The organism is Actinomadura rugatobispora, from assembly GCF_055379765.1.
On the sequence record NZ_AP029191.1, the window covers coordinates 10,549,375 to 10,572,988 of the forward strand.

A 23,614-nucleotide genomic window follows, 5' to 3' on the forward strand; every position below is an offset into this window, starting at 1 on the left:
GGGGATGATCGGGGACGTCGGGGCGGCGGTGGGCCGGTGAGCGGCCCGCAGGCGGGCGCCGCCCGCTACGCCGGCGCGCGCGTCCCCCGGGTGGAGGACCCGCGGCTGCTGACCGGACACGGCGGCTTCGTCGACGACGTCGTGCGCCCGGGCATGCTGCACGCGCATTTCGTCCGCAGCCCGATGGCACGGGCCCGCATCGCCGGCATCGACGCCTCCGAGGCGCTGGCCCTGCGCGGCGTCCACGCCGTCTTCACGGCGCAGGACCTGAACCCGGACGTGCGTGATCCCTGGTACTCGCTGGTCGGCCGCGATGTCGCGGACACGCCGCGGCCCCCGCTGGCCGAGGGCGAGGCGCGGTTCGTGGGAGACCCGGTGGCGCTGGTGGTCGCCGACGACCGCTACGTCGCCGAGGACGCGGCCGAACTGGTCTACGTCGACTACGAGCCGCTGCCGCCGGTCGTCGACTACGCCACCGCCCAGCAGGCCGGGGAGCTCGTGCACGCCGGGCATCCCGGCAACCTCGTCGGCGAGCTCGCCGGACGCCCGGCGGCCGGCCTCGCGGAGGTCTTCGACCAGGCGGCCCACGTGGCGCGGGAGACGATCCACCAGCAGGCGTACGCGGCCGTGCCCATGGAGACCCGCGGGCTGATCGTGGAGTGGTCGCCGCCCACCGGCGAGATGACGATCTGGGCGTCCACCCAGGTGCCGCACGAGATGCGCCTGTTCTGCAGCAGGCTGCTGGGGCTGGACGAGCACCGCATCCGGGTCGTGATGCGCGACACGGGCGGCGGGTTCGGGCAGAAGGCCCTCCCTCAGCGCGAGGACATGTGCGTCATGCTGGCCGCGCGAAAAGTCCCTGCCCCGCTGAAGTGGATCGAGGACCGCCAGGAGAACCTCATCTCGGCCGGACAGGGCCGCCACGAGCACGCCGACGCCCGGATCGCGTTCGACGCCGACGGCCGGATCCTTGCCGCCGCGATCGACCACGTGCAGGACGCGGGCGCCTACCCGGTGCCCTGGCCGGTGCAGACGACCGCCGTCGTCGGGCTGCTCTTCCCTGGGCCCTACCGGGTTCCCCAGGCCACGTTCTCCTGCAGGTCGGTCTTCTCCAACACCACCGGCCGCACGGCCTACCGCGGCCCGTGGCAGTTCGAGTCGCTGGCGCGCGAAGTGCTCCTGGACATCGCGGCGCGCGAGATGGGGATGGACCCGGTCGAACTGCGCCGCCGCAACCTGCTGCGCCGGGACGAACTGCCGGTGGCGAACCCCAACGGCATGCCCTACAGCGACATCACGCCGCTGGAGACCTTCGAGCAGGCGCTCAAGATGCTGGACTACGGGGCCTTCCGGCGCGAGCAGGAGCGGGCGCGCGCCGCCGGCCGCCACATCGGGGTCGGCACGTGCACCTACGTCGAGCCGACCACGAGCGGGATGGGCTTCCACGCCACCGAGGGCGCGACGATCCGGATCGAGCCCTCGGGCAAGGTCAACGTGTACGTGGCGGGCGGATCGACCGGCAACAGCCTCGAGACGACCGTCGTCCAGCTCGCCGCCGACGCGCTCGGAGCCGACATCGCCGACGTCAACACCATCCAGGGGGACACGGCGATCACCCCGTTCGGCGGCGGCACCGGCGGCAGCCGCTCCGGTTCGATGACCGCGGGCGCCATCGCCGAGACCGCGTCGGTCCTGCGGGAGCGCATGGTGGCGATCGCCGCGCACCGCCTGGAGGCCGCCGCCGGGGACATCGAGCTGGCAGGCGGGCGCGCCCATGTGCGCGGCACGCCCGACATCGGGCTGTCCTTCCCCGAGATCGCCGCCATCGCCTACTTCCAGCCCGAGAAGCTGCCGCCCGGCGTGCCGGCGGGCCTGGAGGCCAGCGGCCGCTACCGTGCGCGCAGCCCGATGATCTGGGCGAACGCGACGCACGTGTGCACCTGCGAGGTGGACGTCGTGACGGGCGAGGTGAGACTGCTGCGCTACATCGTCAGTGAGGACTGCGGCCCGATGATCAACCCGGACGTGGTGGAGGGCCAGATCGCCGGCGGCACCGTGCAGGGGATCGGCGGCGCGCTCTACGAGCACTTCGACTACGACGAGGACGGCAACCCGCTCACCACCACCTTCATGGACTACCTGCTGCCGACCACCACCGAGGTGCCCACCATCGAGTACGGCCACATCGAGACCCCGGGGCCGGGGCAGGGGGGCTACAAGGGCGTCGGCGAGGGCGGCGCGATCGGCTCGCCGCCCGCCGTGGTGAACGCGGTCGCCGACGCGCTCGCGCCGCTCGGCGTCAAGATCACCCGACTGCCGCTGTCGCCCGCGTTCCTCTCCGACCTGGTGAGCGAGGCGCGATGAAACCGGCACCTTTCGACTATCACGCGCCCGCGACGATCGAGGAGGCGGTCGGCCTGCTCGCCGAACTGGGCGAGGACGCCAAGGCGATCGCCGGAGGGCAGAGCCTGGCCCCCATGCTCGCCCTGCGGCTGGCGGCCTTCGACCACCTCGTCGACCTGCGCCGGGTCGCGGGACTGCGGGGCATCGAGCGGCGCGACGGGTCCCTGTGGATCGGGGCCGGCACGACCCAGGCCGCGATCGAACGGTCCGCGGAGGTCGCCGAGGCCGTTCCGCTGCTGGCCCGCGCGACCCCTCTGATCGGCCACTTCCAGATCCGCAACCGCGGCACCATCGGCGGCTCGATCGCCCACGCCGACGCCGCCGCCGAATACCCCGCGGTGGCCCTGGCCCTCGACGCGCGACTGGAGGCGTGCTCGCCCCGGGGGCGCCGGACCATTCCCGCCACCGGCTTCTTCACCGGCCTGTGGAGCACCGACCTGGCGGACGACGAACTGCTGACCGGGATCACCTTCCCGGTCGCCGGCGGCCGCCGCGGGTTCGCCGTCGAGGAGTACGCCCGCCGGCACGGCGACTTCGCCATGGCCGGCGCCGCCGTCGCGATCGAGCTCGACGACGGCGCCCGGATCCGGCGGTGCGGCATCGGACTGTTCGGCCTCGGCCCGGCGGCGCGGCGCGCCACGGCCGCGGAGTCGGCGGCGACCGGATCCGCGGCCGCCGACGCGTCGCCCGGCGAGGTCGGGCGGGCCGCCATGGCGGAGCTCGATTCGGTCCCGTCCGACCTGCACGGGTCCGCCGCCTACCGCAGGCGGGTGGGCGCGGAGATGGTGGCGCGTGCCTGGCAGAAGGCCCTTCAGGAGGCGAGCGATGGCTGAGATCGACATCGAGATGAAGGTCAACGGCAGGGTGCGGCGCGCGAGCGTGCAGCCCCGCCTCACCCTCGCCGACTTCCTCCGGGAGCGCTGCCGGCTGACGGGCACGCACCTGGGCTGCGAGCACGGGGTCTGCGGCGCGTGCACGGTCCTGGTGGACGGCGAGGCCGTCCGCGCCTGCCTGGTGTTCGCGGTGCAGGCCGACGGCGCGGACGTCACGACCGTCGAGGGCATCGCGTCGCCGGACGGCGAGCTCTCGCCGGTGCAGGCCGCCTTCCGCGAACACCACGGACTCCAGTGCGGATTCTGCACCCCGGGCTTCATCGTCTCCGCCACGGCGTTCCTGCGCGACAACCCCGATCCCACCGACGACCAGATCCGGGAGGGCCTGTCGGGCAACCTGTGCCGCTGCACCGGTTACCAGGGAATCCTCAAGGCCGTCCGGGCGGCGGCGGACGCGTCCACCGCCGGCGAGGCGTGAACCCCCGTTCCCGGCGCCGACATCACCGACATCAAGAAGGATCCGGATGAAGCTGGAGAACAGCCTCAGCATTCCCGTGCCGGCGCCCGAGGCGTGGAAGGTTCTGCTCGACATCGAGCGGATCGCCCCCTGCGTGCCCGGGGCGACCCTGACCGCCCGCGACGGCGACCGCTACACCGGCAAGATCAAGGTCAAGCTCGGCCCGATCGGCCTGACCTACAACGGCACCGTCACCTTCGTCTCCCAGGACGAGGACGCCGGGGTCGCGGTCCTGGAGGCCACCGGCCGCGAGACCCGCGGCAACGGCACCGCGAAGGCCGTCATCACCTGCCGGCTCGTGGAGTCCGCCGGGGCGACCGACGTCCTGGTGGAGACCGATCTCGCCATCACCGGCAAACCCGCCCAGTTCGGCCGCGGCGCCCTGGCGGAGGTGGCGGGCACGCTCATCGGCCAGTTCGCCGCCAACCTCGCCGAGGTGATCTCCGCGGGCTCCGCGGACGGCGGCACCGAGCCGGACCGGGCGGACGCCCCCGGCCTGCCGGCGACCGGGGACGGCCGCGTGGAGTCCTCCACGCTCACGGCCGGAGCCGCCCCCGCCTCCCGTGCGTCGGCCGAACCGATCGACCTTCTCGGCGCCGCGGGCGGCGGGATCATCAAGCGCGTCGGCCCCGTGGCCGCGGCGACCGCCGTGCTGCTGCTCCTCCTCGCGCTCCGCCGCCGCCTCGGCCACCGGGCCGGCTCCACCGGCGAGCATTTCCCCGAAAAGAATCGATCATGGTGATCATGATAAAACCCGCTCGCCGGCTCATCATGCGATGACAAGGAATGCGGCCATTATCGATTCCCGGCGACCCGCCTCTTGTCGAGCCGATGGCACCTGCTTAATCTCTCGGTCATGGCGGCCTGCCGAAAAGCCTTCGGCCCCGCCCCGGCAAGACGGACGCCTCCGGAGGCGAACATGGCCCACATCAGAAGAATACTGGCGGCCGCCCTGACGATCGCTCTGGTCGTCGGCCTGTCCGCCGTTCCCGCCCGCGCCCTGGACGGCAACTGGGACGTCGTTCCGGGCGGCGAGGTCGTGCTTTACGGCAACAGTCTCCAGGTCACCAACAACGGCGCCACGATCATTATCCAGCAGCCCTTCGTCGAAGGCGACCTTTTCGACGATCAGCCGATCGGCGGAGTCCCGGATCCGGGGCTCGACCGTGTGGGCTATCTGAACTACCTGACCTGTAACGGCGCCCAAGGTCCTCTCGGGCTGACGCTCAACGTGGAGATGCTCAGCGCCTGGAAGGTCTACGCCGACTCCCAGTCCGGTGGCATCGTCGACATCAGGATCACCGATTTCGGGCTACGGTTCTCCGGCCCCGGGTGCGTTTGGCGCGTCACCGGGACGCTGCACGGGACCTACAACAACTTCACGGATACCCTGACGATCGACGAGCCGGAGGACAGCGGGAGCCTCGTCATCTCGAACGCGACCTGCTTCCCCTTCCAGAACGGCCAGTCCCCGGGGATCTCGGGGAGCTTCCAGATCGATCCCTCCACCACGATCAACCGCCGTATCTGACGCCGGGCCGCGCGGACCGGACCAGGCCGGGGCCCTTCGCGGCCCCGGCCTGTCGGCCGCGCCGCGGGCGTCGACGGCGCCCGGTTTCGGTCATGCTGCTTTTGTGACCGAAACAACGATCAAGATCGAACCGTGGATGTGCCGGGCGATGCCTCCCTAGGCTCGGAATGGAACGTTTGTCCGGACCGTCTGCCAGGAGCGTTGCGCGTGACCGTGATTCCAGAGATGCCCGACATCGTGTCAGCCGAGTTCGCCGCCGATCCCTACGCGGCCTACCGGATATTCCGCGAGAATGCCCCGGTCTACTGGCACGAGGGCACGCAGAGTTATGTCGTGTCGCGCTACGAGGATGTGTCACGCGCTTTCCGCGACCAGATCTTCACCACCGCCAACTACGACTGGCAGCTCGAGCCGGTGCACGGCCGCACCATCCTCCAGCTCAGCGGCCGGGAGCACGCGGTGCGCCGCGGGCTGGTCGCCCCCGCCTTCCGCGGGAGCGAGCTGCAGGAGAGGTTCCTGCCGGTGATCGAGCGGAACGCGCGCACGCTGATCGACGCGTTCCGGGCCGACGGCCGGGTCGAGCTGGTCGGCCAGTTCAGCACCCACTTCCCGATCAACGTGATCGTCGACATGCTGGGGCTCGACCAGGCCGACCACGCCCGGTTCCAGAAGTGGTACACCTCGATCATCGCATTCCTGGGCAACCTCACCCAGGACCCGGACGTGGCCGCCGCGGGCGTGCGCACCCGCGACGAGCTGGCCGCCTACATGCTGCCGATCATCGCCCGCCGCCGGGAGGACCCGGGCGACGACCTGCTGTCGAAGCTGTGCCTGGCGGAGGTCGACGGCACCCGGATGAGCGACGAGGACATCAAGGCGTTCGTCAGCCTGCTGCTCGCGGCGGGCGGGGAGACCACCGACAAGGCCATCTCCGCGCTGTTCGCCAACCTGCTCGCCCACCCCGACCAGCTCGCCGCCGTGCGGGAGGACCGCGGCCTGATCCCGCAGGCGTTCGCCGAGACGCTGCGCTTCACGCCGCCGGTCCACATGATCATGCGGCAGCCGGCCGAGGACGTCGAGCTGAGCGGCGTCGCGATTCCCGCCGGCAGCACCGTCACCGCCCTGATCGGCGCGGCCAACCGCGACCCCGACCGCTACGCCGACCCCGATCGCTTCGACCTCTTCCGGAGCGACCTGACCACCACCAACGCGTTCTCGGCCGCGGCCGACCACCTGGCCTTCGCGCTGGGCCGCCACTTCTGCGTGGGGGCGCTGCTGGCCAAGACCGAGGTGGAGGTCGGCGCGAACATGCTGCTGGACGCCATGCCGGACGTGCGGCTGGCCGAAGGGGCGGCGCCGGTCGAGCGCGGGGTGTTCACCCGCGGCCCGGGGGCGCTGCCGCTGGAGTTCACGCCTGCGGCGTGACCTCGGGCGGGACGAAGGGCGGCGGGGCGAGCGGGCTCGTCCCGCCGAGCTGGTCGGCGGCCGGGGTGAACGCGACGGGCAGCGAATGCAGCCCGCGCATCCACAGCGACGCGTGCCATTCCAGCGTCCGGTCCGGGACGGCCAGCTCGATGTCGGGCAGCCGGTCGAGCAGCACCTCGATGGCCACCTTGGCGATCACTTCGGCGTGCTCGGGGGCGGGGAAGGGGCAGCCGTGCTCGCCGTGCCCGAACGACATGTGCGCGCGGTTGCCCGGGTCACCGCGCTCGGCCGGCCGCACCGAGGGGTCGGTGTTGGCCGCCGCCAGGCCCAGGACCAGCAGGTCGCCGGCGCGGATGTCGCGGCCGCCGAGCCGGCAGGCGTGCACCGCCCAGCGGCCGATGAAGTTCTGGGTGGGGGTGTCCTCCCACAGCACCTGGGTGAGCGCCTGGTCGACGCTGTTGCGGCCGCCCTGCAACTCCATCGAGAACTGGTCGTCGACGAGCATCAGCCGCAGGGTGTTGCCGATCCAGTTGCCGGTGGGCTGCTGCGCCGCGGCCATCACCACCAGCAGGTCGATGGTCACCTCCTCGGCGGTGAGCCCGGCCGGGTGGCCCAGCAGGCGGGACGGGACGTCCGGTCCCGGCCGCCGCTCCCGTTCGGTCACCAGCCGCCGCATGCGCTCCTGGATGCGCTGGTGGGCGGCGGCCGCGTCGGCGTCGACGTTCAGCGACTCGGCCACGTCCTGGACCAGGGCCGGCACGTCGGCGTCGGGCAGCCCGAAGAGGCGGGCGATGACCAGCAGCGGGATCCGGTGCGAATACTGCGCGATCAGGTCGGCCCGCCCGTCGCCGGCGAACCCGTCGATGAGGCCGTCGGCGAGTTCCTCGCAGATCTGGGCGAGTTCGGTGCGGTCGACGGCGTCCAGCGCGTCGCCGATCGCACCCGCCCGCCGCTGGTGCTCCTCGCCCTCGGCGAACATCACCGACGGGGCCCAGCCGACGTAGGGCATCAGCGGCCAGTCGTCGGGCACCTGGTCCCAGGCGTTCCAGCGCCGGCAGTCGCGCGCGAACAGCCGGGGGTTGCTGGTGATGTGGTGGATCTCCCGGTAGCCCGCCACGAACCACGCGGGCACGTCGCCGTCCAGCAGGACGGGCACCACCGGGCCGTACTCGTGCCGCAGCCGGTGGTAGAAGGCCTCGGGCTCGCGGGCGACACCCGTCCCGGTCAGCCTGACCGGCTCGACCTCGAGGCCCGCGCCCGGGCCGGCGGCCGTCGCGGTGGGCGGGTGCGGAAGGCCGTCCTGCGCGGACGGATCGGTGCGTTCGGTCACGGCGCGATCTCCTCGAAGGCCGTCGGGTCCTGGAGGCGGGCGAGGTGGCGGACGAGCGTGATCAGCACGGTCTTGGACGACTCCCGCGCCCGCGCGTCGCAGTCGACCAGCGGGATGCCGTCGGGCAGCGAGAGCGCGTCGCGGACCCGTTCGATCGGGGGCCGGGGCCCGGCGAACCGGTTGACCGCGACCACGAACGGCATCCCGTGCGCCTCCAGCCGGTCCAGGCAGTAGAAGGAGTCCTCCAGCCGGCGGGTGTCGACCAGCACCACCGCGCCCAGGCTGCCGGAGAACAGCTGGTCCCACAGGAACCAGAACCGCTCCTGGCCCGGTGCCCCGAACAGGTAGAGGACCCGCTGCGCGTTCAGCGTGATCCGGCCGAAGTCGAACGCGACCGTGGTGGTGCTCTTGTGCGCGACCTGGCTGGGGTCGTCGATCCCGACGCCGGCCTTGGTCATGACCTCCTCGGTGCTGAGCGGGCGGATCTCGCTGACCGAGCCGACCATGGTGGTCTTGCCGACGCCGAATCCGCCGACGATCACGATCTTGGAGGCGTCCCGGACGGTGCGGCGCAGCGGCGTGCCCGGGAGCGGGCCGGACCGCGGGCCCGCGGCGGGATCAGAGGTCTTGGAGTCCAACGAGCACCTGCTTCAGCGTTTCCAGGTCGGCCGTGTGCGCGGGCGCGGCGGCCGAGGACGGGTGGCGGACGGTGACGCGGCCGGCGTCCCGCAGGTCCAGCAGCAGAATCTTCACCACGCTCACCGGCATCTCCAGATGGGAGGACAGCTCGACGACCGCGACCGGGCTGTGCCGGCACAGCCGCAGGATCGCGGCGTGCTCGGACTGCATGCCGGGCACCGGGTCGTCCTCGGCGACGATCAGCGAGACCACGTCGAGTTCGTCGCCCTCGACGCGGCTGCGCCCGCCCGTCACGGTGTAGAGCCGGTCGGGGTTCTCCTTGTCCAGCGGACGCGGGTTCATGGGTGCGCGTCGGGTCCGGGAGTGCGCGGCGCCGCGGTCAGGTAGCCGCCGATCTGCTCGACCAGTTCGTGCATGCTGTGGCCCACCAGCCCCACGTCGGCGATCTCGTCGGCGACCACGGCCAGGTGGGCGCCCTGGCCCGCGGGCACGATGAGCAGCACCCCGCCGGGGAACTCCACCATGGACTGGCCCGCGCCGATCCCGTTGCCGAACTCCCCGGAGGCGCTCAGCGACAGGCTCTGGATGCCCGAGGCGATGGCCGACAGCTGGTCGGCCTTGTCCTCGTCGAGCCCCGGCGTGTGGCAGATCTTCAGGCCGTCCTTGGACAGCACCAGGACGTGCCGTACGCCGGGCGCGCGGTCCACGAGGGTCGCCAGCAGCCAGTCGAGGTCGCGCTGATCGGTGCTCATCGGTTTCCGGGACGCGGCCGGTCGGCTGCGCCCCTCCTCCCCTCAGTCGTCCTGTCATGTGAGCGTCGCGCGGCGGTCGCGCACGCGCGCTCTAGGAATCCGGGTCCGCGCCGGACCGTCCCTGCGCGTCCCCTTCCTGCGCGTGCCGTCCCTGCTCGTCCTGTTTCTGCTCGTCCTGTTTCTGCGCGTGCCGGCCGGCCGCGCCGTCGGTGGTGCGGCCGCGCCCGGAGGCCGACTGGCGGAACGCCGCGAAGCGGGTGCCGGTGTCGCGGGCGCGCGGCACGGCGGCGTCCGGGGCGCTCGTGCCCGGGGCCTTGGCGAGGGCGGCTCCCCTCCGGCGTTTGGGCAGATCGGCGTCGCCGCCCGGGTCGGCCGGGACGGAGATCCGGCTCTCACCGGTGCCGGCGGGCGGCGAGACGGGGAACGCCCCCGAGCTGTGGCCGCCCGCCCGGCCGGTCACGGCCGGGCCGTGCTCGGGGAACGGCGCCTCCACCGCGACGTGCGTGATGAGCTTGCTCGGGACCAGGACGACCACGCCGATGCCGCCGCGCGAGGAGGGCCGGAAGCTGACCCGCAGGTCGTGCTTGCGGGCCAGCCGGCCCACCACCGCCAGGCCCAGCCGCGTCCCGGGGATCGAGGTGAGGTCGGCCGCCTCGGAGACCAGCCGCTCGGCGCGCTCGCGCTCGCGCCGCCGCATGCCCAGCCCGGCGTCCTCGATCATGACCACGACCCCGGCGTCCTCCTCCTCGACGTACACGTGCACCACGCTGCCGCGCGGGGAGAAGTTGGCCGCGTTGTCCATGAGCTCGGCCAGCGCGTGCATCACGCCCTCGGCGGCGAACCCGGCGACCGCGGCGTTGCCCGTCGAGTGGTACTGGACGCGCCGGTAGGCGCTGATCCGGCCCATGGCGCCGCGCACGATGCTCTCCATGACGATCGGCTTGGTCCAGCGCCGCCCCGACCGGCCGCCGCTGAGCAGCGCGATGCTGTCGGCCAGCCGGCCCAGCTGCGAGACGTCGTGGTCGAGGGCGAGCAGGTCGCCGAAGACCTGGTCGTCGCCGTGGCGGTCCTCGAGCTCGCGCAGCTGGGCGAGCATCCGGGTCGTCTGCGCCTGGATCCGCGCCGCCGCGTTCGCGCAGGCGCCCATGGCGGCGGCGCTGGTGCGCTCCCCGGAGGCCAGCTCGTCGGCGAACCGGCCCAGCACCCGGCGCGCGGCCTCGTGCCGGGGTTCGGGAAGCTCGGCGAGCGCCGCGGGGGCCGAGGACTTGCCGCCGCGCAGCCGGCCGACCACCTCGGGGATCGCCGTGTCGGCCAGCCAGACCGCCTCGTCCGCCAGCGCGGCCGCCTCCTTCCGCGCCGCCTCCGCCTCGCGCGTGCCCGACGCGACGCCGTCGACGACGAGGTGCAGCAGGCGCCTGAGCACGGGGTCGGGCACGGCCGGGAACCCGGTCAGCGCGGCCTCCGGCTCCATCCCCTTCCTCAGCCGGGCGACCAGCACGGGCAGCGGACCGTCCACCAGTTCGCGGAGCCGGTGGTCCAGCCGCTCTCCGTCGCTCTCCACCCCCGCCAGCACGGTGCCGATCCGGCGGGCGCGCTCGGCGAAGTAGACCGCCGCCGCGACCGCCAGGCTGAACGCCAGGCCCGCCACGCCGCCGTACAGGCCCAGCAGCGGATCGGGGGACCCGGACGTCAGGTAGACCGCGACCCAGGCGACTCCGGCGACGAGCGCCGCGGCCGACCAGGTCAACAGGGCACGTCCCAAGGCCGCTCGGTCGTTGCCGGACCGGCCTGCCTGTACTGACATCCATCATCCTTGGGAAGGGTGCGGGCGGAAGGTCACGACGGGCCCGGACGACGGGCGTCCCGTGCCGAGAAAGATCGGTGACCATGATGCATCACCCGCGGATCGGCATGCCGGAATTCTCGGAGAAACCGACTTTGAATCGTCCCTTCCGATACGTCCCCTAAGGGTCCGCGGACCCGGATCACGATCAGCTCTTGTGACGAGGGGGGCGCTGGGTTACTTTGTCGTCTGTCGACAGACGACAGATTGGCAGGTTCAATGTCGCCCGCACGTGACCGCAAGGGACTGCCGGAAGGCTTCGACAGCTCGGTGTTCCAGGCCCGCCGCTTCGCCGACGAGGTCGCCGTGATCATCCGGCAGCTCATCCTCTCCGGACGGTTCGGGCCGGGGGAGCGGCTGAACGAGCTGAACCTCGCCGAGACGCTGTCGATCAGCCGGTCGCCGATCCGGGAGGCGCTGCAGGCGCTGGCCGCCGAGGGCATCGTGCGCGCGGTTCCGGGCCGCGGCATGTTCGTGGCCACCTTCGACGCCGACACCATCGACCAGCTCGCCGAGGTGCGGCAGGCGCTGGAGTGCAAGGCGGCCGCGCTGGCCGCCGAGCGCGCGGACGACGCCCTGCTCGACGCGCTGGAGCGGCTGCTGGCCAGCACGAGGGAGGCCCTGGCCGACCCCGATCACTCCTACCCCCGCGACCTTGACTTCCATCAGCAGGTCCTCGACATGAGCGGCAACCTGAAGCTGGTGGAGACGGCCCGGAGCGTGGCGACGCAGTTCCAGCTCGCCCGGGCGCGCTCGGGCGAGGTGCCGGGGCGGGCTCAGGCCGCCTACGAGGAGCACCTGCGCATCTACGAGGCGATACGCGCACGCGACCCGGAGGCGGCCGGCGCGGCCATGCACGCCCACCTGGAGTCGTCCCGGCGGAGCGTCAGGCAGCTGATCGAAGGGACGGGCGGCGAGCCCAGGGCGACCGGCGACCGGCGCCTGGACCTCGGCGGGCAGGAGGGGACCCGGCCGTGAAGCACGCGCGCATGGTCATCGACGGTGCTCCGGAGGACGGCACCGCCCGCTTCGAATCGTTCAACCCCTACACCGGCCAGGCCTGGGCGACCGTGCCCACCGCGACCACCGGTGACGTCGACCGGGCCGTGGAGGCGGCGACCCGGACGTTCCACGACACGTGGCGGACCACCCCGGGCGTGCAGCGCGCCCGGCTGATGACCGCCCTGGCCGACCTGCTGGAGTCCCGGGCCGACGCCATCGCCGAGATGGAGACCCGCGACAACGGGAAGGTCATCCGCGAGACCCGCAACCAGATGGGCTTCGCCGCGCGCAACCTGCGGTTCTTCGCCGGGTACGCCGACAAGCTCTACGGCCGGACGGTGCCGCTCGACCATCCGGGCATGTTCGACTTCACCCGCCGCCGCCCGTACGGCGTCGCCGGGCTCGTGACCGCCTGGAACTCGCCCATCGCGCTGCTGGCCAACAAGCTGCCCCCGGCGCTCGCCACGGGCAACACCGTGGTGGTCAAACCGTCGGAGCACGCGTCGGTGACCACCTGCGAGCTCGGCCTGCTGGCCGCCGAGGCGGGCTTCCCGCCCGGCGTGGTCAACGTCGTCACCGGCGACGGCGCGGTCGGCGACGCGCTGACCGGGCATCCGGGCATCGGCAAGATCAGCTTCACCGGGGGCAGCGCGACGGGCACCCGGGTGGCGGAGGCCGCCGCCCGCCGGCTGGTCCCGCTCACGCTCGAACTCGGCGGCAAGTCGCCCAACATCGTCTTCGCGGACGCCGACCTCGACCGCGCGGTCGTCGGCGCGGTGGCCGGGATCTTCGGCGCGGCGGGGCAGACCTGCATCGCCGGCTCCCGGCTGCTGGTGCACCGGCCCGTGTACGAGCGGGTGGCCGGCGCCATCGTGGAGCGGGCCGGCCGGATCCGGCTGGGCGACCCGCTCGACCCCGGCACGGAGATGGGCCCGGTGGCCAACCGTCCCCAGTTCGACCGGATCCTCGCCCTGATCGAGGCCGGACGCGACGAGGGCGCCGCCCTGCTCACCGGCGGCGGCCCCGCCGAGGGCGCGGGCGAGGGGCTGTTCATCCGGCCGACCGTCTTCGGGGACGTGTCGCCCGGCATGCGCGTCGCCGCCGAGGAGATCTTCGGCCCGGTGCTGTCGATCATCCCGTTCGACGACGAGGACGAGGCCGTCCGGATCGCCAACGACATCGACTACGGCCTGGCCGCCGGGGTCTGGACCGGCGACATCGACCGCGCGCACCGCGTCACCGAACGCCTGGAGGCCGGGTCGGTCTGGGTCAACACCTACCGCGCCACCGCCGCGCAGGCCCCGTTCGGCGGCGTCAAGCGCAGCGGGTACGGCCGCGAGCGCGGCGAGGAGGCGCTCGCCGAGTACACCTACGTCCAGAACGTGATGATCGACTATTCCGGCGCCGCCAGGGACCCGTTCTCCATCCGCACCTGACCCCCTTACCCCCCGCCCCTCCCCACCTCCGAGAGCCTCGCCCCACCCCCTTACCGAGGTGACTCATGTCCGGACAGAGCCGGCGCGTCGCGCTCGCGACCCTGATCGGAACCACCGTCGAGTGGTACGACTTCTTCATCTACGGGACCTCGGCGGCCCTCGTCCTGAACGAGCTGTTCTTCCCCGAGTTCTCGCCTGCCGCGGGCACCATGCTCGCCTTCGCCACGTTCGCCACCGGCTGGCTGGCCCGCCCCCTCGGCGGCGTGCTGGCCGGGCACTTCGGCGACCGGGCCAGCAGGAAGACGATGCTCGTCGTCACCGTCGTGGGCATGGGCGTGGCGACCATGCTCATCGGCGTCCTGCCGACGTACGCGAGCATCGGCGTCGCCGCGCCCGTCCTGCTGGTGGCGCTGCGCGTCGTCCAGGGGCTGGCGGTCGGCGGCGAGTACGGCGGCGCCGTCGTCCTGGCCGTGGAGCACGCCCGCGACGGGCGGCGCGGGCTGGCGGCGAGCTGGGCGCAGATGGGCGTGCCCGCCGGGCTCGTGCTCGGCACGGGCGTCTTCTACGCCTTCTTCACCGCGTTGCCCGAGGACGCCTTCCACGCGTGGGGCTGGCGGGTGCCGTTCCTGCTCAGCTTCGTGCTCGTCCTGGTCGGGCTCGTGATCAGGATGCGGATCGTGGAGAGCCCCGCCTTCGAGGACGCCAAGCAGGCCCGGGAGGTCGTGCGGGTGCCGCTGGTCGAGGCCGTCAGCCGCCACCCGCGCAGGATCGCGCTGCTCATCGCCGCGCACATCGCGCCGAACACCTACTTCTACACCTTCGCCACGTTCATCCTGACCTACGCGACCTCGACGCTCGGCTACTCCACCGGCCTGGTGCTGGTGGCGGTCAGCGTCGCCGCGCTGATCGAGACGTGCACGCTGCCCGCGTTCGCCCACCTGTCCGACCGGGTCGGCAGGCGGCCGGTCTACCTCGGCGGCCTGGCCTTCCTCGCGGCGACGACGTTCCCGTTCTTCTGGCTGATCGACGGGGGCTCGGGGCCGGCGCTGTTCGCCGGCATCGCCGTCTGCATGGGCCTCGGGCACTCGGCCGTGTACGGCACGCAGGCGAGCTTCTTCTCCGAGCTGTTCCCGACCTCGGTCCGCTACACCGGCCTGTCCCTGGGCTACCAGGTGGCGGGCGCGCTGTTCGGCGGGCCGCTGCCGATGATCGCCACCGCGCTCGTCGGGTTCGGCGACGGCCGGCCGTGGTACTTCGCCGGGTACATGGCGCTCACCGCCCTGATCAGCGCGGTGGCCGTGTACGCGGCGCCCGAGACCTCGCGCGCCGGGCTCGCCGGCTCGCCGCCCTCCCCTCTCCCCACCGAAAGGAAGATGTCTTGTCCATGACGGAGACCGATGTCGTCGTCGTCGGCGCGGGCAACGCGGCGCTGGTGGCCGCTTTGGCCGCGCACGAGGCGGGCGCCCGCGTGATCGTGCTGGAGGCCGCCCCGGAGGAGGAGCGCGGCGGCAACAGCCGCTTCTCCGGCGGCATCTTCCGCGCCGCCCACGACGGCCTGGAGTCGCTGCGCCCGCTGCTGGCCGATTCGGACGAGAAGGTGCTGCGAAGGGTGTCGGTCGGGCCGTACACCAGGCGGCGCTACGCCGAGGAGTGGCTGGCCGCCGCCATGGGCCGCCCGCCGCGCGACCTGGTGGACACCGTCGTCGACCGCTCCTTCGAGACCCTCGAATGGATGCGGCGCCAGGGCGTGGAGTGGGAGCTGACCGCCAACAAGCTCTTCGACCTGGACAACCTCGACGGCGTCCACGAGCTGCCGCCCGGCGGCGCGATCCGCGCCAAGGGCGAGGGCGTGGGGCTGATGGAGCGGCTGTTCGCCGCCGTCGAGCGCGCCGGCATCGAGATCCGGTACGGAGCGCCCGCCGCCGGCCTCATCACCAGGGGCGCCGCCGTCGACGGCGTCCTGGTGCACCGCGAGGACGGCGTCGACGAGGTCCGCGGCGCCGTCGTCCTCGCCAGCGGCGGGTTCGAGGCCAACCCCGAGATGCGGCTGCGCTACCTCGGCCCGGGCTGGGACCTGGTCAGGGTGCGCGGCACCCGCTACAACATGGGCACGATGCTCACCCAGGCGCTGCTGGCCGGCGCGCAGCCCGCCGGGCACTGGGGCGGCTGCCACGCCAGCCCGCAGGACGCCGCGCACCCGCCCGTGGGCGACCTGCGCATGACCGACAAGCTGAGCCGCTACTCCTACCCGTACGCGATCCTGGTCAACGGCGAGGGCAGGCGCTTCGTCGACGAGGGCGAGAACGAGGTCTGGCTGACCTACGCCAAGACCGGCGCGGCGATCATGCGGCAGACCGGCGGTGTCGCCTACCAGGTGTTCGACCGGAAGACCGCCCATCTCCTCGAGCCCCGGTACAGGACCGGCACGCCCGTCCAGGCGGGCACGCTCGCCGAACTGGCCGGAAAGCTCGGCGTCCCGGCGGACGCGCTGGCCGAGACCGTGTCGGCGTTCAACACGGCCGTCGCCGCCGACGCCGGATCCCGGTTCGACCCGATGCGCAAGGACGGTGTCGCGGCCGGGCCGCAGGGGCAGCCGCCCAAGTCGAACTGGGCGCAGACCGTGGACGAGCCGCCGTTCACGGCCTACGCGGTCACCTGCGGCATCACCTTCACCTACGGCGGTCTGAAGATCGACACCGCGGGCCGCGTGCTGGACACGACGGGCCGCCCGATGCCCGGCCTGTACGCCACCGGGGAGATCGCGGGCGACTTCTTCTACCACAACTACGCCGCGGGCTCCGGTCTCGTGCGCGGCGCGGTGTTCGGCAGGATCGCCGGGGAGAACGCCGCGGCCCGCGCGACCGGGGCCGCCGGATGAGCGGCCTGCGCGCGCTGCTCGGCGCGGGACGGCCGCTGGTCGTGCCCGGCGCCGCGAACGCCCTGACCGCCCGGGTGATCGAGGACTGCGGGTTCGAGAGCCTCTACGTCACCGGCGCCGGCGTGGCCAACACCCACCTCGGGGTGCCCGACATCGGCCTGCTGACCTTCGGCGAGATGCTCGCGCACGTGGCGGCGATCCGCGAGGCGGTGAGCGTGCCGCTGATCGTCGACGCCGACACCGGGTTCGGCAACCCGATCAACGTCCGCCGCACCGTGCGGGACCTGGAGCGCGCCGGTGCCGCCGCGATCCAGATCGAGGACCAGACCTTCCCCAAGCGGTGCGGCCACTTCGCGGGCAAGGGCGTCGTCCCGGCCGCGGAGATGATCGCCAAGATCCGCGCCGCGGTGGACGCCCGGCGCGACGACGGCACCCTGATCGTCGCGCGCACCGACGCGCGCGCCGTCGCCGGGCTCGACGAGGCGTGCGACCGCGCCAACGCCTACCGCGACGCCGGCGCCGACGTGGTGTTCGTCGAGGCGCCGCGGTCGGAGGCCGAGGTCGAGGCCGTCGCGGCCAGGGTGCGCGGGCCGCAGGTCATCAACCTGGTGCACGGCGGCGTCACGCCCATGCTGCCCGAGCGGCGGCTGCGCGAGCTGGGGTTCGCGATCGTGCTGCACGCCAACCTGCCGCTGCTGGCCGGGCTGAAGGGCGTCCAGGACGCGCTGCGGACGCTGCGCGCCGGCACCGTCCCGGGAGAGGAGCGGCTCGCGAGCTGGGAGGAGCGGCAGCGCCTGGTCCGGCGGGCCGAGTTCGAGGAGCTCGAGGCCCGCTACGCCACCCCGTCCCCGGAGGAGGGAACGTCATGAGCACCAGACTCGGCTTCATCGGCCTCGGCGTCATGGGCGGGCCGATGTGCCGCAACCTCGTGCGCCGCGCGGGCGTCCCGGTGACCGCGTTCGACGTGAACGCGCAGGCACTGGAGGCCGCAGGGGCGGAGCGGGCGGCTTCGGCGGCGGAGGTGGCCGAACGCGCCGACGTCGTCTTCCTGTCGCTGCCCGGCGGGCCGCAGGTCGAGGACGTCGTCCTGAACGAGCTGCTGCCGCACGCCCGCCCGGGGCAGACCGTGGTCGACCTGAGCACCTCGCCCGTCCAGCTGGCCCAGCGTCTGGCCGCCACCCTGGCCGAACAGGACGTCCTGTTTCTCGACGCGCCCGTCGCACGGACCAGGCAGGCGGCCGTCGACGGCACCCTGAGCATCACCGTCGGCGCTCCCGACGCCGCCGCCTTCGACCGCGTCGAGCCCTACCTGCGCTGCATGGCGACGGAGGTGCGGCACTGCGGACCGCCCGGCGCGGGCGCCCTGGTCAAGCTGGTGAACAACCTGGTCGTCTTCGAGACCGTCGTGGCGCTGGCCGAGGCGGTCACGCTGGCCAGGCGCACCGGGCTGGTCGGCGACGAGACGCTCTTCGACGCGCTGGCCGCCGGATCGGCCGCCAGCTTCGCCCTGGACAACCACGGCCGCAAGGCGCTGCTGCCCGACACCCACCCCCGCGGCGCCTTCCCCGCCTCCTACATGCGCAAGGACATCGGGTACGCCCTCGACCTGGCCGAGCAGGCCGGCCTGCGGCTGCCCGCCGCCCTGCTCGCGCACGAGCTGCTCGACGCCGCGTGCGGGGCGGGGCACGAGGAGGAGTACCACACCGTCGTCGTGCGGGTGATCGATCAGTGAGGTGGCAGTGAGGTGGCAGTGAGCGGCAGCGAGACCACGACCACGGCGACCGCGGCGACCACGGCGCACGAGGTCTACGCGATCAAGTTCGGCCAGCACCCCGGCGGCAAGCACGGGGACTACTTCTACGGATCGGCGGCCGAGCCGATGGACCGGCCCGTCCAACTCGACTACTTCGTCTGGCTCATCCGGTCGCCCGGCCACGACATCGTGGTGGACGCGGGGTTCACGGCCGAGACGGCGGCGCGCCGCCGCCGCGAGCACTGGTGCGCCCCGTCGGAGGCCCTGGCCGGGCTCGGCACCGACTGCGCCGCCGTGCCCTACGTGATCCTGTCCCACTTCCACTACGACCACGTCGGCGACCTGGGGGCGTTCACCGACGCCAGGTTCGTCGTCCAGGGCAGGGAGATGGCGTTCTGGACCGGCAGGCACGCCGCGCGCCGCGAGTTCCGCAGGCTCGTCGAGCGCGACGACATCGAGCGGCTGGCCGGGTACGGGCTCGACGGGCGGCTGCTGTACGTGGACGGCGAGCACGAGGTGGTGCCCGGCGTGCGCGTCCACCACGTCGGCGGGCACACCGCCGGGATGCAGATCGTCAGCGTGGCCACCGGGCGCGGGACCGTCGTGCTGGCGGCCGACGCCTCGCACCTGTACGCCAACGTCGAGGACGACGCCCCGTTCGGCGTCCTCACCGAACTGCCCGCGATGTACGACACCTTCGACCTCATGCGCCGCCTGGCCGGCTCGCCCGAGCTGATCGTGCCCGGGCACGATCCCGAGGTGCTGACCAGGTTCGAACCGGTCGACGGCCTGGAGGGCAGGGCCGTCCGGATCGCATGACAGGATTCCGGAGCGGACGAAGGGGGTGACGGCTCATGGCGAAGGCCATCCCGGCCGTGCTGATGCGGGGCGGCACGAGCAAGGGCCTGTTCCTGCACGCGCGCGACCTGCCGCCGCCCGGCCCCGCACGGGACGCGCTCGTGCTCGACCTCATGGGCAGCCCCGACCCGATGCAGATCGACGGCCTCGGCGGCACGCACTCCAGCACCAGCAAGGTCGTCGTGGTCGAGCCCGGAAGCGGCGGCGACGATGTGTGCTACTGGTTCGCCCAGGTCGGGGTGGACCAGCCGATCGTGGACTGGTCGGGCAACTGCGGCAACCTCACCTCGGCCGTCGGGCCCTTCGCGGTCGACGAAGGACTGGTGGAGGCCGTCGAGCCGGTGACGCGGGTGCGGATGCGCAACGGCAACACCGGCGTGCGGATCCTGGCCGAGGTGCCGGTGCGCGACGGGCGCGCGCTCGCCGAGGGGACGCACCGCATCCCGGGCATCCGGCGTCCCGGCGCGCCGGTCGTCACCCGGTACGTCGGCCTCGGGCCGTGCTTCCCGGCGTCCGCGCCGGCGCAGGAGCTGGACGGCGAGGACGGGCCCGTCGAGGTGACGATCCTGGACGTCACCCACCCCTACGTGTTCGCCCGTGCCGAGGACCTCGCGGTGGACCTGCGCGACGCGAGCCCGCCCGCGCTCAACCAGGACGGCGCGCTCCTGGCCCGGGTGGAGCGGCTGCGCGGTGAGGCGGCGGTCGCGCTCGGACGCGCCGCCTCACCGCGGGAGGCGGCCCGGCTCTCACCGATCGTGCCGCGCATCGTGCTCGTCGCCGAGCCGGCGGACGGAGACCACCACATCGCCGCGCTCGGCGTCTCCATGGGCAAGATCCACCACGCGCTGCCGATGACGGGGGCGCTGTGCCTGGCCGCCGCGGTGCGCCTGCCGGGCACCGTCCCGTCGGGCGCGGCACGCGGCGTGAGCGGGGAGAGCGTTCGCGTCAGGCATCCGCGAGGGGTCGTCGAGGTGCTCGCCGACGTCGCCCCCGCCGCCGACCCGCCCGTGCGCTCGGTCGGCGCGATCCGGACCGCCCGCCGGCTCATGGCGGGCTCGGTCTACGCGGTCGACGACGGCCCGGCCGGCTGAACGGTGGCCCCTCGCGCCGGTCGTCGCCGGGTGTCCCTTATTCGGTGACCGGGACGGCGGAAGCACCGAGATCGGGCCTGGTAGACGGCCGGTTTTTGCCCTCCCATTGCCTTTCTCTCCTCGATTTGGGCATCCCATAAATGGTGCCAAAATGCGAGTCTTGAATATCAATGTGATAGTTGCAGAAAGCGGGATCTGTCTGCGACACTTCCGATATGGAGGTCGTCGCCACCGACGGCTGACCCGAGCCAGGAGTCCGGCGATGAGACCTGCCATTCATGAACTCGTCGAAGACGATTTCCTTCCGCGCGACGTCCCGGACTTCGGCCTGCCGCTCGACGATTACGGCCGGGCGCTCGACCACCTGGTACAGGCCAACGTCGATGTCATCGTCCATTCGCCCGCGGGGGAGATCCTCCTCGGCTACCGCAAGGACGTGCCGCTCCGCGGCAGGTTCTGGGTCTTCGGGCGGCGGATGAAACCCGGCGAGCAACTGGCCGGCACCGCCGAGCGCGTCCTCGAACAGGAGATCGCCCTCCAGGTGGACCGGGACCGGCTCGCGCTGGACAACGTCTACAACGTCATGTGGGGCAGCAGGACCGCTCCACCCGAGGAGGCAGGCTTCCAGACCGTCATCACGGTGATGAGGTACGAGTGCACCGATGACGATGTCGAGGCCGTCGCCGCCGCCGACCGGACCCATGAATGGATCCGGTGGTACTCGCCCGCGGAACTGCGTGAACTCGAAGCCGCGAAATCCGAACTGCTCCATCCCTTCCTCCTCGTCATATTGAGGAACGCCGGCCTGTACTGAGAAAACGGCGCGGTGCCGCCCGGAGGGCCCGCCGTTCCGGGGTGGAACGGGCCGGACATGCCGCACGCGGCCGTGCGAGGGCGCGAGCGACCGCTCAAGGAGACCTTTCCGGGAACACGTTGACCCTCGGAGGCGCACGTGCGTTGCCGTTCCTGCCGCTCCGGCGAAATGATCGAGGTCCTCGATCTGGGCAGCCAGTACCTCAGCGATTTCCGCGATGACGACAGCCGCCCGCCGAAGTGGCCGCTGGTGCTGACGCTGTGCGGGAAATGCGGGCTGCCGCAGCTGCGGGACACCACCCCCGCCGAGCTGATGTACCACGATCGCTACGGTTTCCGGTCCGGCGTCAACGAGGCGATCCGCGACGACCTGCGCGACATCGTCGACCACGCGCTGAAGGCCCATCCCGGCGCGCTGCGCTGGCTGGACATCGGATGCAACGACGGCACCCTGCTGTCGTTCGTGCCCGAGCGCGTCCACCGGGTCGGCATCGACCCGGTGGCGCCGTTCGCGGAGGAGTCGCGCCGGCACGCCGACCGGGTCGTCGTCGACTTCTTCGGCCCGCGGCACTTCGCCGGGGACGGCGACGGAGCGGGGTACCGGACCTTCGACGTCATCACGAGCATCTCGATGTTCTACGACCTGGACGACCCCAACGGGTTCGTCGCCGACGTCCTGAAGGTGCTCGCGGCGGACGGGGTCTGGGTGATCCAGCAGAACTACGCGCTCACCATGCTGGAGCTCGGCGCCGTGGACAACGTCTGCCACGAGCACCTCACCTACTGGTCGCTGACCGCGCTGGAGGACCTTCTCGGCAGGCACGGGCTGGAGGTCAACGACGTGCAGGTGACCAGCGTGAACGGCGGTTGCTTCCGCACGCTGGTGTCGCGTCGCGGGAGCCGTCCCGTCAGCGCCTCGGTGGCCGGGCACAGGCGGCGGGAGGAGGAGCACGGACTGCGGGACCCCGCCGTGTGGCGGGACTTCGCCGCGCGGGCCGCGCGGGCCTTCGGCGACCTGCGCCGGCTCGTCGACGAGATCAACGCGGCCGGGCAGCGCTGCTACATCTACGGCGCGAGCACGCGGGGCGCGACGATCTGGCAGGGCGCGGGCCTGACGGTGAAGGACCTGCCCTTCGCCGTGGAGCGCCAGGCCGCCAAGGTGGGGCGGAGGATGGCCGCGGTCGGCGTGCCCATCATCTCCGAGCGGCAGGCCCGCGCGGACCGGCCGGAGTACATGCTGGTGGGGCCGTGGTTCTTCCGGGACGTGCTGATCGAACGGGAACGCGGCTACCTGGAGGCCGGCGGCCGGCTGATCTTCCCGCTGCCCGACCTGGAGATCGTGGGCGCCGGTGCGGCGACGCGTTCACCGTGACGCCGCCGTCCCCGGACCCCGGACCCGGACACGAAGGAGTTCCAGTGCCACGCGCTCTCATCACGGGGATCACCGGCCAGGACGGAATGTACCTCGCCGAGCTCTTGACCGCGCGAGGGTACGAGGTCTTCGGCCTGGTCCGCGGCCAGGCCAACCCGAAGGCGCCCGCCGTGCGCCGGGCCCTTCCGTCGATCCGGCTGCTGGAGGGCGACCTGCGCGACCTGCCGAGCCTCATCGGCGCGCTGGAGCGGTCCCGGCCCGACGAGGTGTACAACCTGGGCGCGATCAGCATGATCAGGCTGTCCTGGAGGCAGGCCGAGCTCACCAGCGAGATCACCGGCACCGGCGTGCTGCGGATGCTGGAGGCCATCCGCATCCACACCGGCGGCGACATGGCGAAGGTGCGCTTCTGCCAGGCGTCCAGCTCGGAGATGTTCGGGAAGGTCCGCAAGGCCCCGCAGACCGAGGCCACGGCGTTCCGTCCCCGTTCCCCGTACGGGGCGGCCAAGGCGTTCGGCCACCACATCACCGTCAACTACCGCGAGTCGTACGGGGCGTTCGCCTGCTCGGCAATCCTGTTCAACCACGAGAGCCCGCGCCGCACCGAGGACTTCGTGACCCGCAAGGTCACGCGGGCGGCGGCCCGCATCTCGCTGGGCCTGCAGGAGAAGCTCGTGCTCGGGGATCTGGAGGCGCGCCGGGACTGGGGCTTCGCGGGCGACTACGTCGAGGCGATGTGGCTGATGCTCCAGCAGGACGAACCGGACGACTACGTGGTCGCCACCGGCGAGTCCCATTCGGTCAGGGACCTCCTGGACGTCGCCTTCGCCCGCGTCGGCATCACCAACTGGGAGGGGCACGTCCAGTACGACCCGCGGCACGCGCGCCCCGAGGACGCGCAGGTGCTGATAGGCGACGCGTCGAAGGCGCGGACGCGGCTCGGGTGGGCGCCCCGGATCGGTTTCGGCGGCCTGGTCGAGATGATGGTCGACGCCGATCTCGCCGCCGCGCGCCGTGAGGCGACGGGCCGCGCGTAGGGCTGCGCGGCCAGCGCTCGCGTTGCAGAATGGGGGAGTACGTTCCCGGACGGGGCCGCAGGCGAGCTGCCCTGGCCGGTCGGCGGCATTCGCGGTCGTCA

Annotated in this window: 22 protein-coding genes; 17 read left to right on the forward strand and 5 right to left on the reverse strand. The window is 72.6% G+C overall.

All coding sequences use genetic code 11. The features are described from left to right. The first annotated feature begins 36 nt into the window (after positions 1–36). The 6 genes from ACZ466_RS47070 to ACZ466_RS47095 all read left to right on the forward strand — a co-directional run bounded on the left by ACZ466_RS47070 (position 37) and on the right by ACZ466_RS47095 (position 6,709). Positions 37–2,364 carry a xanthine dehydrogenase family protein molybdopterin-binding subunit gene (locus ACZ466_RS47070; RefSeq protein WP_378284976.1) on the forward strand — a complete coding sequence of 776 codons (2,328 nt, stop codon included), beginning with the start codon at positions 37–39 and terminating at the stop codon, positions 2,362–2,364. Further along, positions 2,361–3,236 (forward strand): FAD binding domain-containing protein, encoded by an 876-nt coding sequence (locus ACZ466_RS47075; protein WP_464041984.1) that lies wholly within the window; start codon positions 2,361–2,363, stop codon positions 3,234–3,236. Before ACZ466_RS47070 ends, ACZ466_RS47075 begins: the two co-directional genes overlap by 4 nt. Further along, positions 3,229–3,714, forward strand: coding sequence for a (2Fe-2S)-binding protein (locus ACZ466_RS47080; protein ID WP_378284978.1), 486 nt, complete (start codon positions 3,229–3,231; stop codon positions 3,712–3,714). The genes ACZ466_RS47075 and ACZ466_RS47080 overlap by 8 nt, the downstream gene beginning before the upstream one ends. A 46-nt stretch (positions 3,715–3,760) precedes the next feature. Further along, on the forward strand, positions 3,761–4,495 hold the full coding sequence (locus ACZ466_RS47085) for an SRPBCC family protein (protein WP_378284979.1): 735 nt from the start codon (positions 3,761–3,763) through the stop codon (positions 4,493–4,495). 177 nt (positions 4,496–4,672) lie between these two features. Then, the gene (locus tag ACZ466_RS47090) at positions 4,673–5,284 is read left to right on the forward strand and encodes a hypothetical protein (RefSeq protein WP_378284980.1); all 612 of its coding nucleotides are present in this window, start codon (positions 4,673–4,675) and stop codon (positions 5,282–5,284) included. A gap of 225 nt (positions 5,285–5,509) precedes the next feature. Next, positions 5,510–6,709 carry a cytochrome P450 gene (locus ACZ466_RS47095; RefSeq protein ID WP_378285043.1) on the forward strand — a complete coding sequence of 400 codons (1,200 nt, stop codon included), beginning with the start codon at positions 5,510–5,512 and terminating at the stop codon, positions 6,707–6,709. Here ACZ466_RS47095 and ACZ466_RS47100 read toward each other — a convergent pair. From ACZ466_RS47100 to ACZ466_RS47120, 5 genes are all read right to left on the reverse strand, one after another. Then, entirely contained in the window at positions 6,693–8,039 is a 1,347-nt protein-coding gene (locus tag ACZ466_RS47100) for a cytochrome P450 (protein WP_378284981.1), read from the reverse strand. The two genes, ACZ466_RS47095 and ACZ466_RS47100, sit on opposite strands and share 17 nt — an antisense overlap. Then, positions 8,036–8,677, reverse strand: a complete 642-nt coding sequence (locus ACZ466_RS47105; RefSeq protein WP_378284982.1) for a GTP-binding protein — start codon at positions 8,675–8,677, stop codon at positions 8,036–8,038. Before ACZ466_RS47105 ends, ACZ466_RS47100 begins: the two co-directional genes overlap by 4 nt. After that, the gene (locus ACZ466_RS47110; protein WP_378284983.1) at positions 8,658–9,020 is read right to left on the reverse strand and encodes a DUF742 domain-containing protein; all 363 of its coding nucleotides are present in this window, start codon (positions 9,018–9,020) and stop codon (positions 8,658–8,660) included. The genes ACZ466_RS47105 and ACZ466_RS47110 overlap by 20 nt, the downstream gene beginning before the upstream one ends. Next, entirely contained in the window at positions 9,017–9,430 is a 414-nt protein-coding gene (locus tag ACZ466_RS47115) for a roadblock/LC7 domain-containing protein (protein ID WP_378284984.1), read from the reverse strand. Before ACZ466_RS47115 ends, ACZ466_RS47110 begins: the two co-directional genes overlap by 4 nt. 91 nt (positions 9,431–9,521) lie before the next feature. Next, entirely contained in the window at positions 9,522–11,234 is a 1,713-nt protein-coding gene (locus tag ACZ466_RS47120; RefSeq protein ID WP_378284985.1) for a sensor histidine kinase, read from the reverse strand. Between the two features lie 258 nt (positions 11,235–11,492). Here ACZ466_RS47120 and ACZ466_RS47125 point away from each other — a divergent pair, with 258 nt between their 5' ends. From ACZ466_RS47125 to ACZ466_RS47175, 11 genes are all read left to right on the forward strand, one after another. After that, on the forward strand, positions 11,493–12,251 hold the full coding sequence (locus ACZ466_RS47125; RefSeq protein ID WP_378284986.1) for a GntR family transcriptional regulator: 759 nt from the start codon (positions 11,493–11,495) through the stop codon (positions 12,249–12,251). After that, positions 12,248–13,711, forward strand: coding sequence for an aldehyde dehydrogenase (locus ACZ466_RS47130; protein ID WP_378284987.1), 1,464 nt, complete (start codon positions 12,248–12,250; stop codon positions 13,709–13,711). The genes ACZ466_RS47125 and ACZ466_RS47130 overlap by 4 nt, the downstream gene beginning before the upstream one ends. A gap of 65 nt (positions 13,712–13,776) precedes the next feature. Beyond that, positions 13,777–15,099 carry an MFS transporter gene (locus ACZ466_RS47135; protein ID WP_464041985.1) on the forward strand — a complete coding sequence of 441 codons (1,323 nt, stop codon included), beginning with the start codon at positions 13,777–13,779 and terminating at the stop codon, positions 15,097–15,099. Next, complete coding sequence (gene tcuA / locus ACZ466_RS47140; protein ID WP_378284989.1) at positions 15,096–16,589, forward strand: FAD-dependent tricarballylate dehydrogenase TcuA; 1,494 nt, start codon at positions 15,096–15,098, stop codon at positions 16,587–16,589. The genes ACZ466_RS47135 and tcuA overlap by 4 nt, the downstream gene beginning before the upstream one ends. Then, a complete protein-coding gene (locus ACZ466_RS47145; protein WP_378284990.1) occupies positions 16,586–17,458 on the forward strand; it encodes an isocitrate lyase/PEP mutase family protein in 873 nt (290 codons plus the stop codon). Before tcuA ends, ACZ466_RS47145 begins: the two co-directional genes overlap by 4 nt. After that, complete coding sequence (locus tag ACZ466_RS47150; protein WP_378284991.1) at positions 17,455–18,321, forward strand: NAD(P)-dependent oxidoreductase; 867 nt, start codon at positions 17,455–17,457, stop codon at positions 18,319–18,321. The genes ACZ466_RS47145 and ACZ466_RS47150 overlap by 4 nt, the downstream gene beginning before the upstream one ends. A gap of 18 nt (positions 18,322–18,339) precedes the next feature. Continuing rightward, positions 18,340–19,161 (forward strand): N-acyl homoserine lactonase family protein, encoded by an 822-nt coding sequence (locus ACZ466_RS47155; RefSeq protein WP_378284992.1) that lies wholly within the window; start codon positions 18,340–18,342, stop codon positions 19,159–19,161. A gap of 35 nt (positions 19,162–19,196) precedes the next feature. Further along, positions 19,197–20,291 (forward strand): PrpF domain-containing protein, encoded by a 1,095-nt coding sequence (locus ACZ466_RS47160; RefSeq protein WP_378284993.1) that lies wholly within the window; start codon positions 19,197–19,199, stop codon positions 20,289–20,291. Positions 20,292–20,553: 262 nt separating this feature from the next. Further along, complete coding sequence (locus tag ACZ466_RS47165) at positions 20,554–21,105, forward strand: NUDIX domain-containing protein (RefSeq protein WP_378284994.1); 552 nt, start codon at positions 20,554–20,556, stop codon at positions 21,103–21,105. Positions 21,106–21,243: 138 nt separating this feature from the next. Further along, positions 21,244–22,476 carry a class I SAM-dependent methyltransferase gene (locus ACZ466_RS47170; protein ID WP_378284995.1) on the forward strand — a complete coding sequence of 411 codons (1,233 nt, stop codon included), beginning with the start codon at positions 21,244–21,246 and terminating at the stop codon, positions 22,474–22,476. A 44-nt stretch (positions 22,477–22,520) separates the two neighbouring features. Then, entirely contained in the window at positions 22,521–23,513 is a 993-nt protein-coding gene (locus ACZ466_RS47175) for a GDP-mannose 4,6-dehydratase (protein WP_378284996.1), read from the forward strand. Positions 23,514–23,614 lie beyond the last annotated feature (101 nt).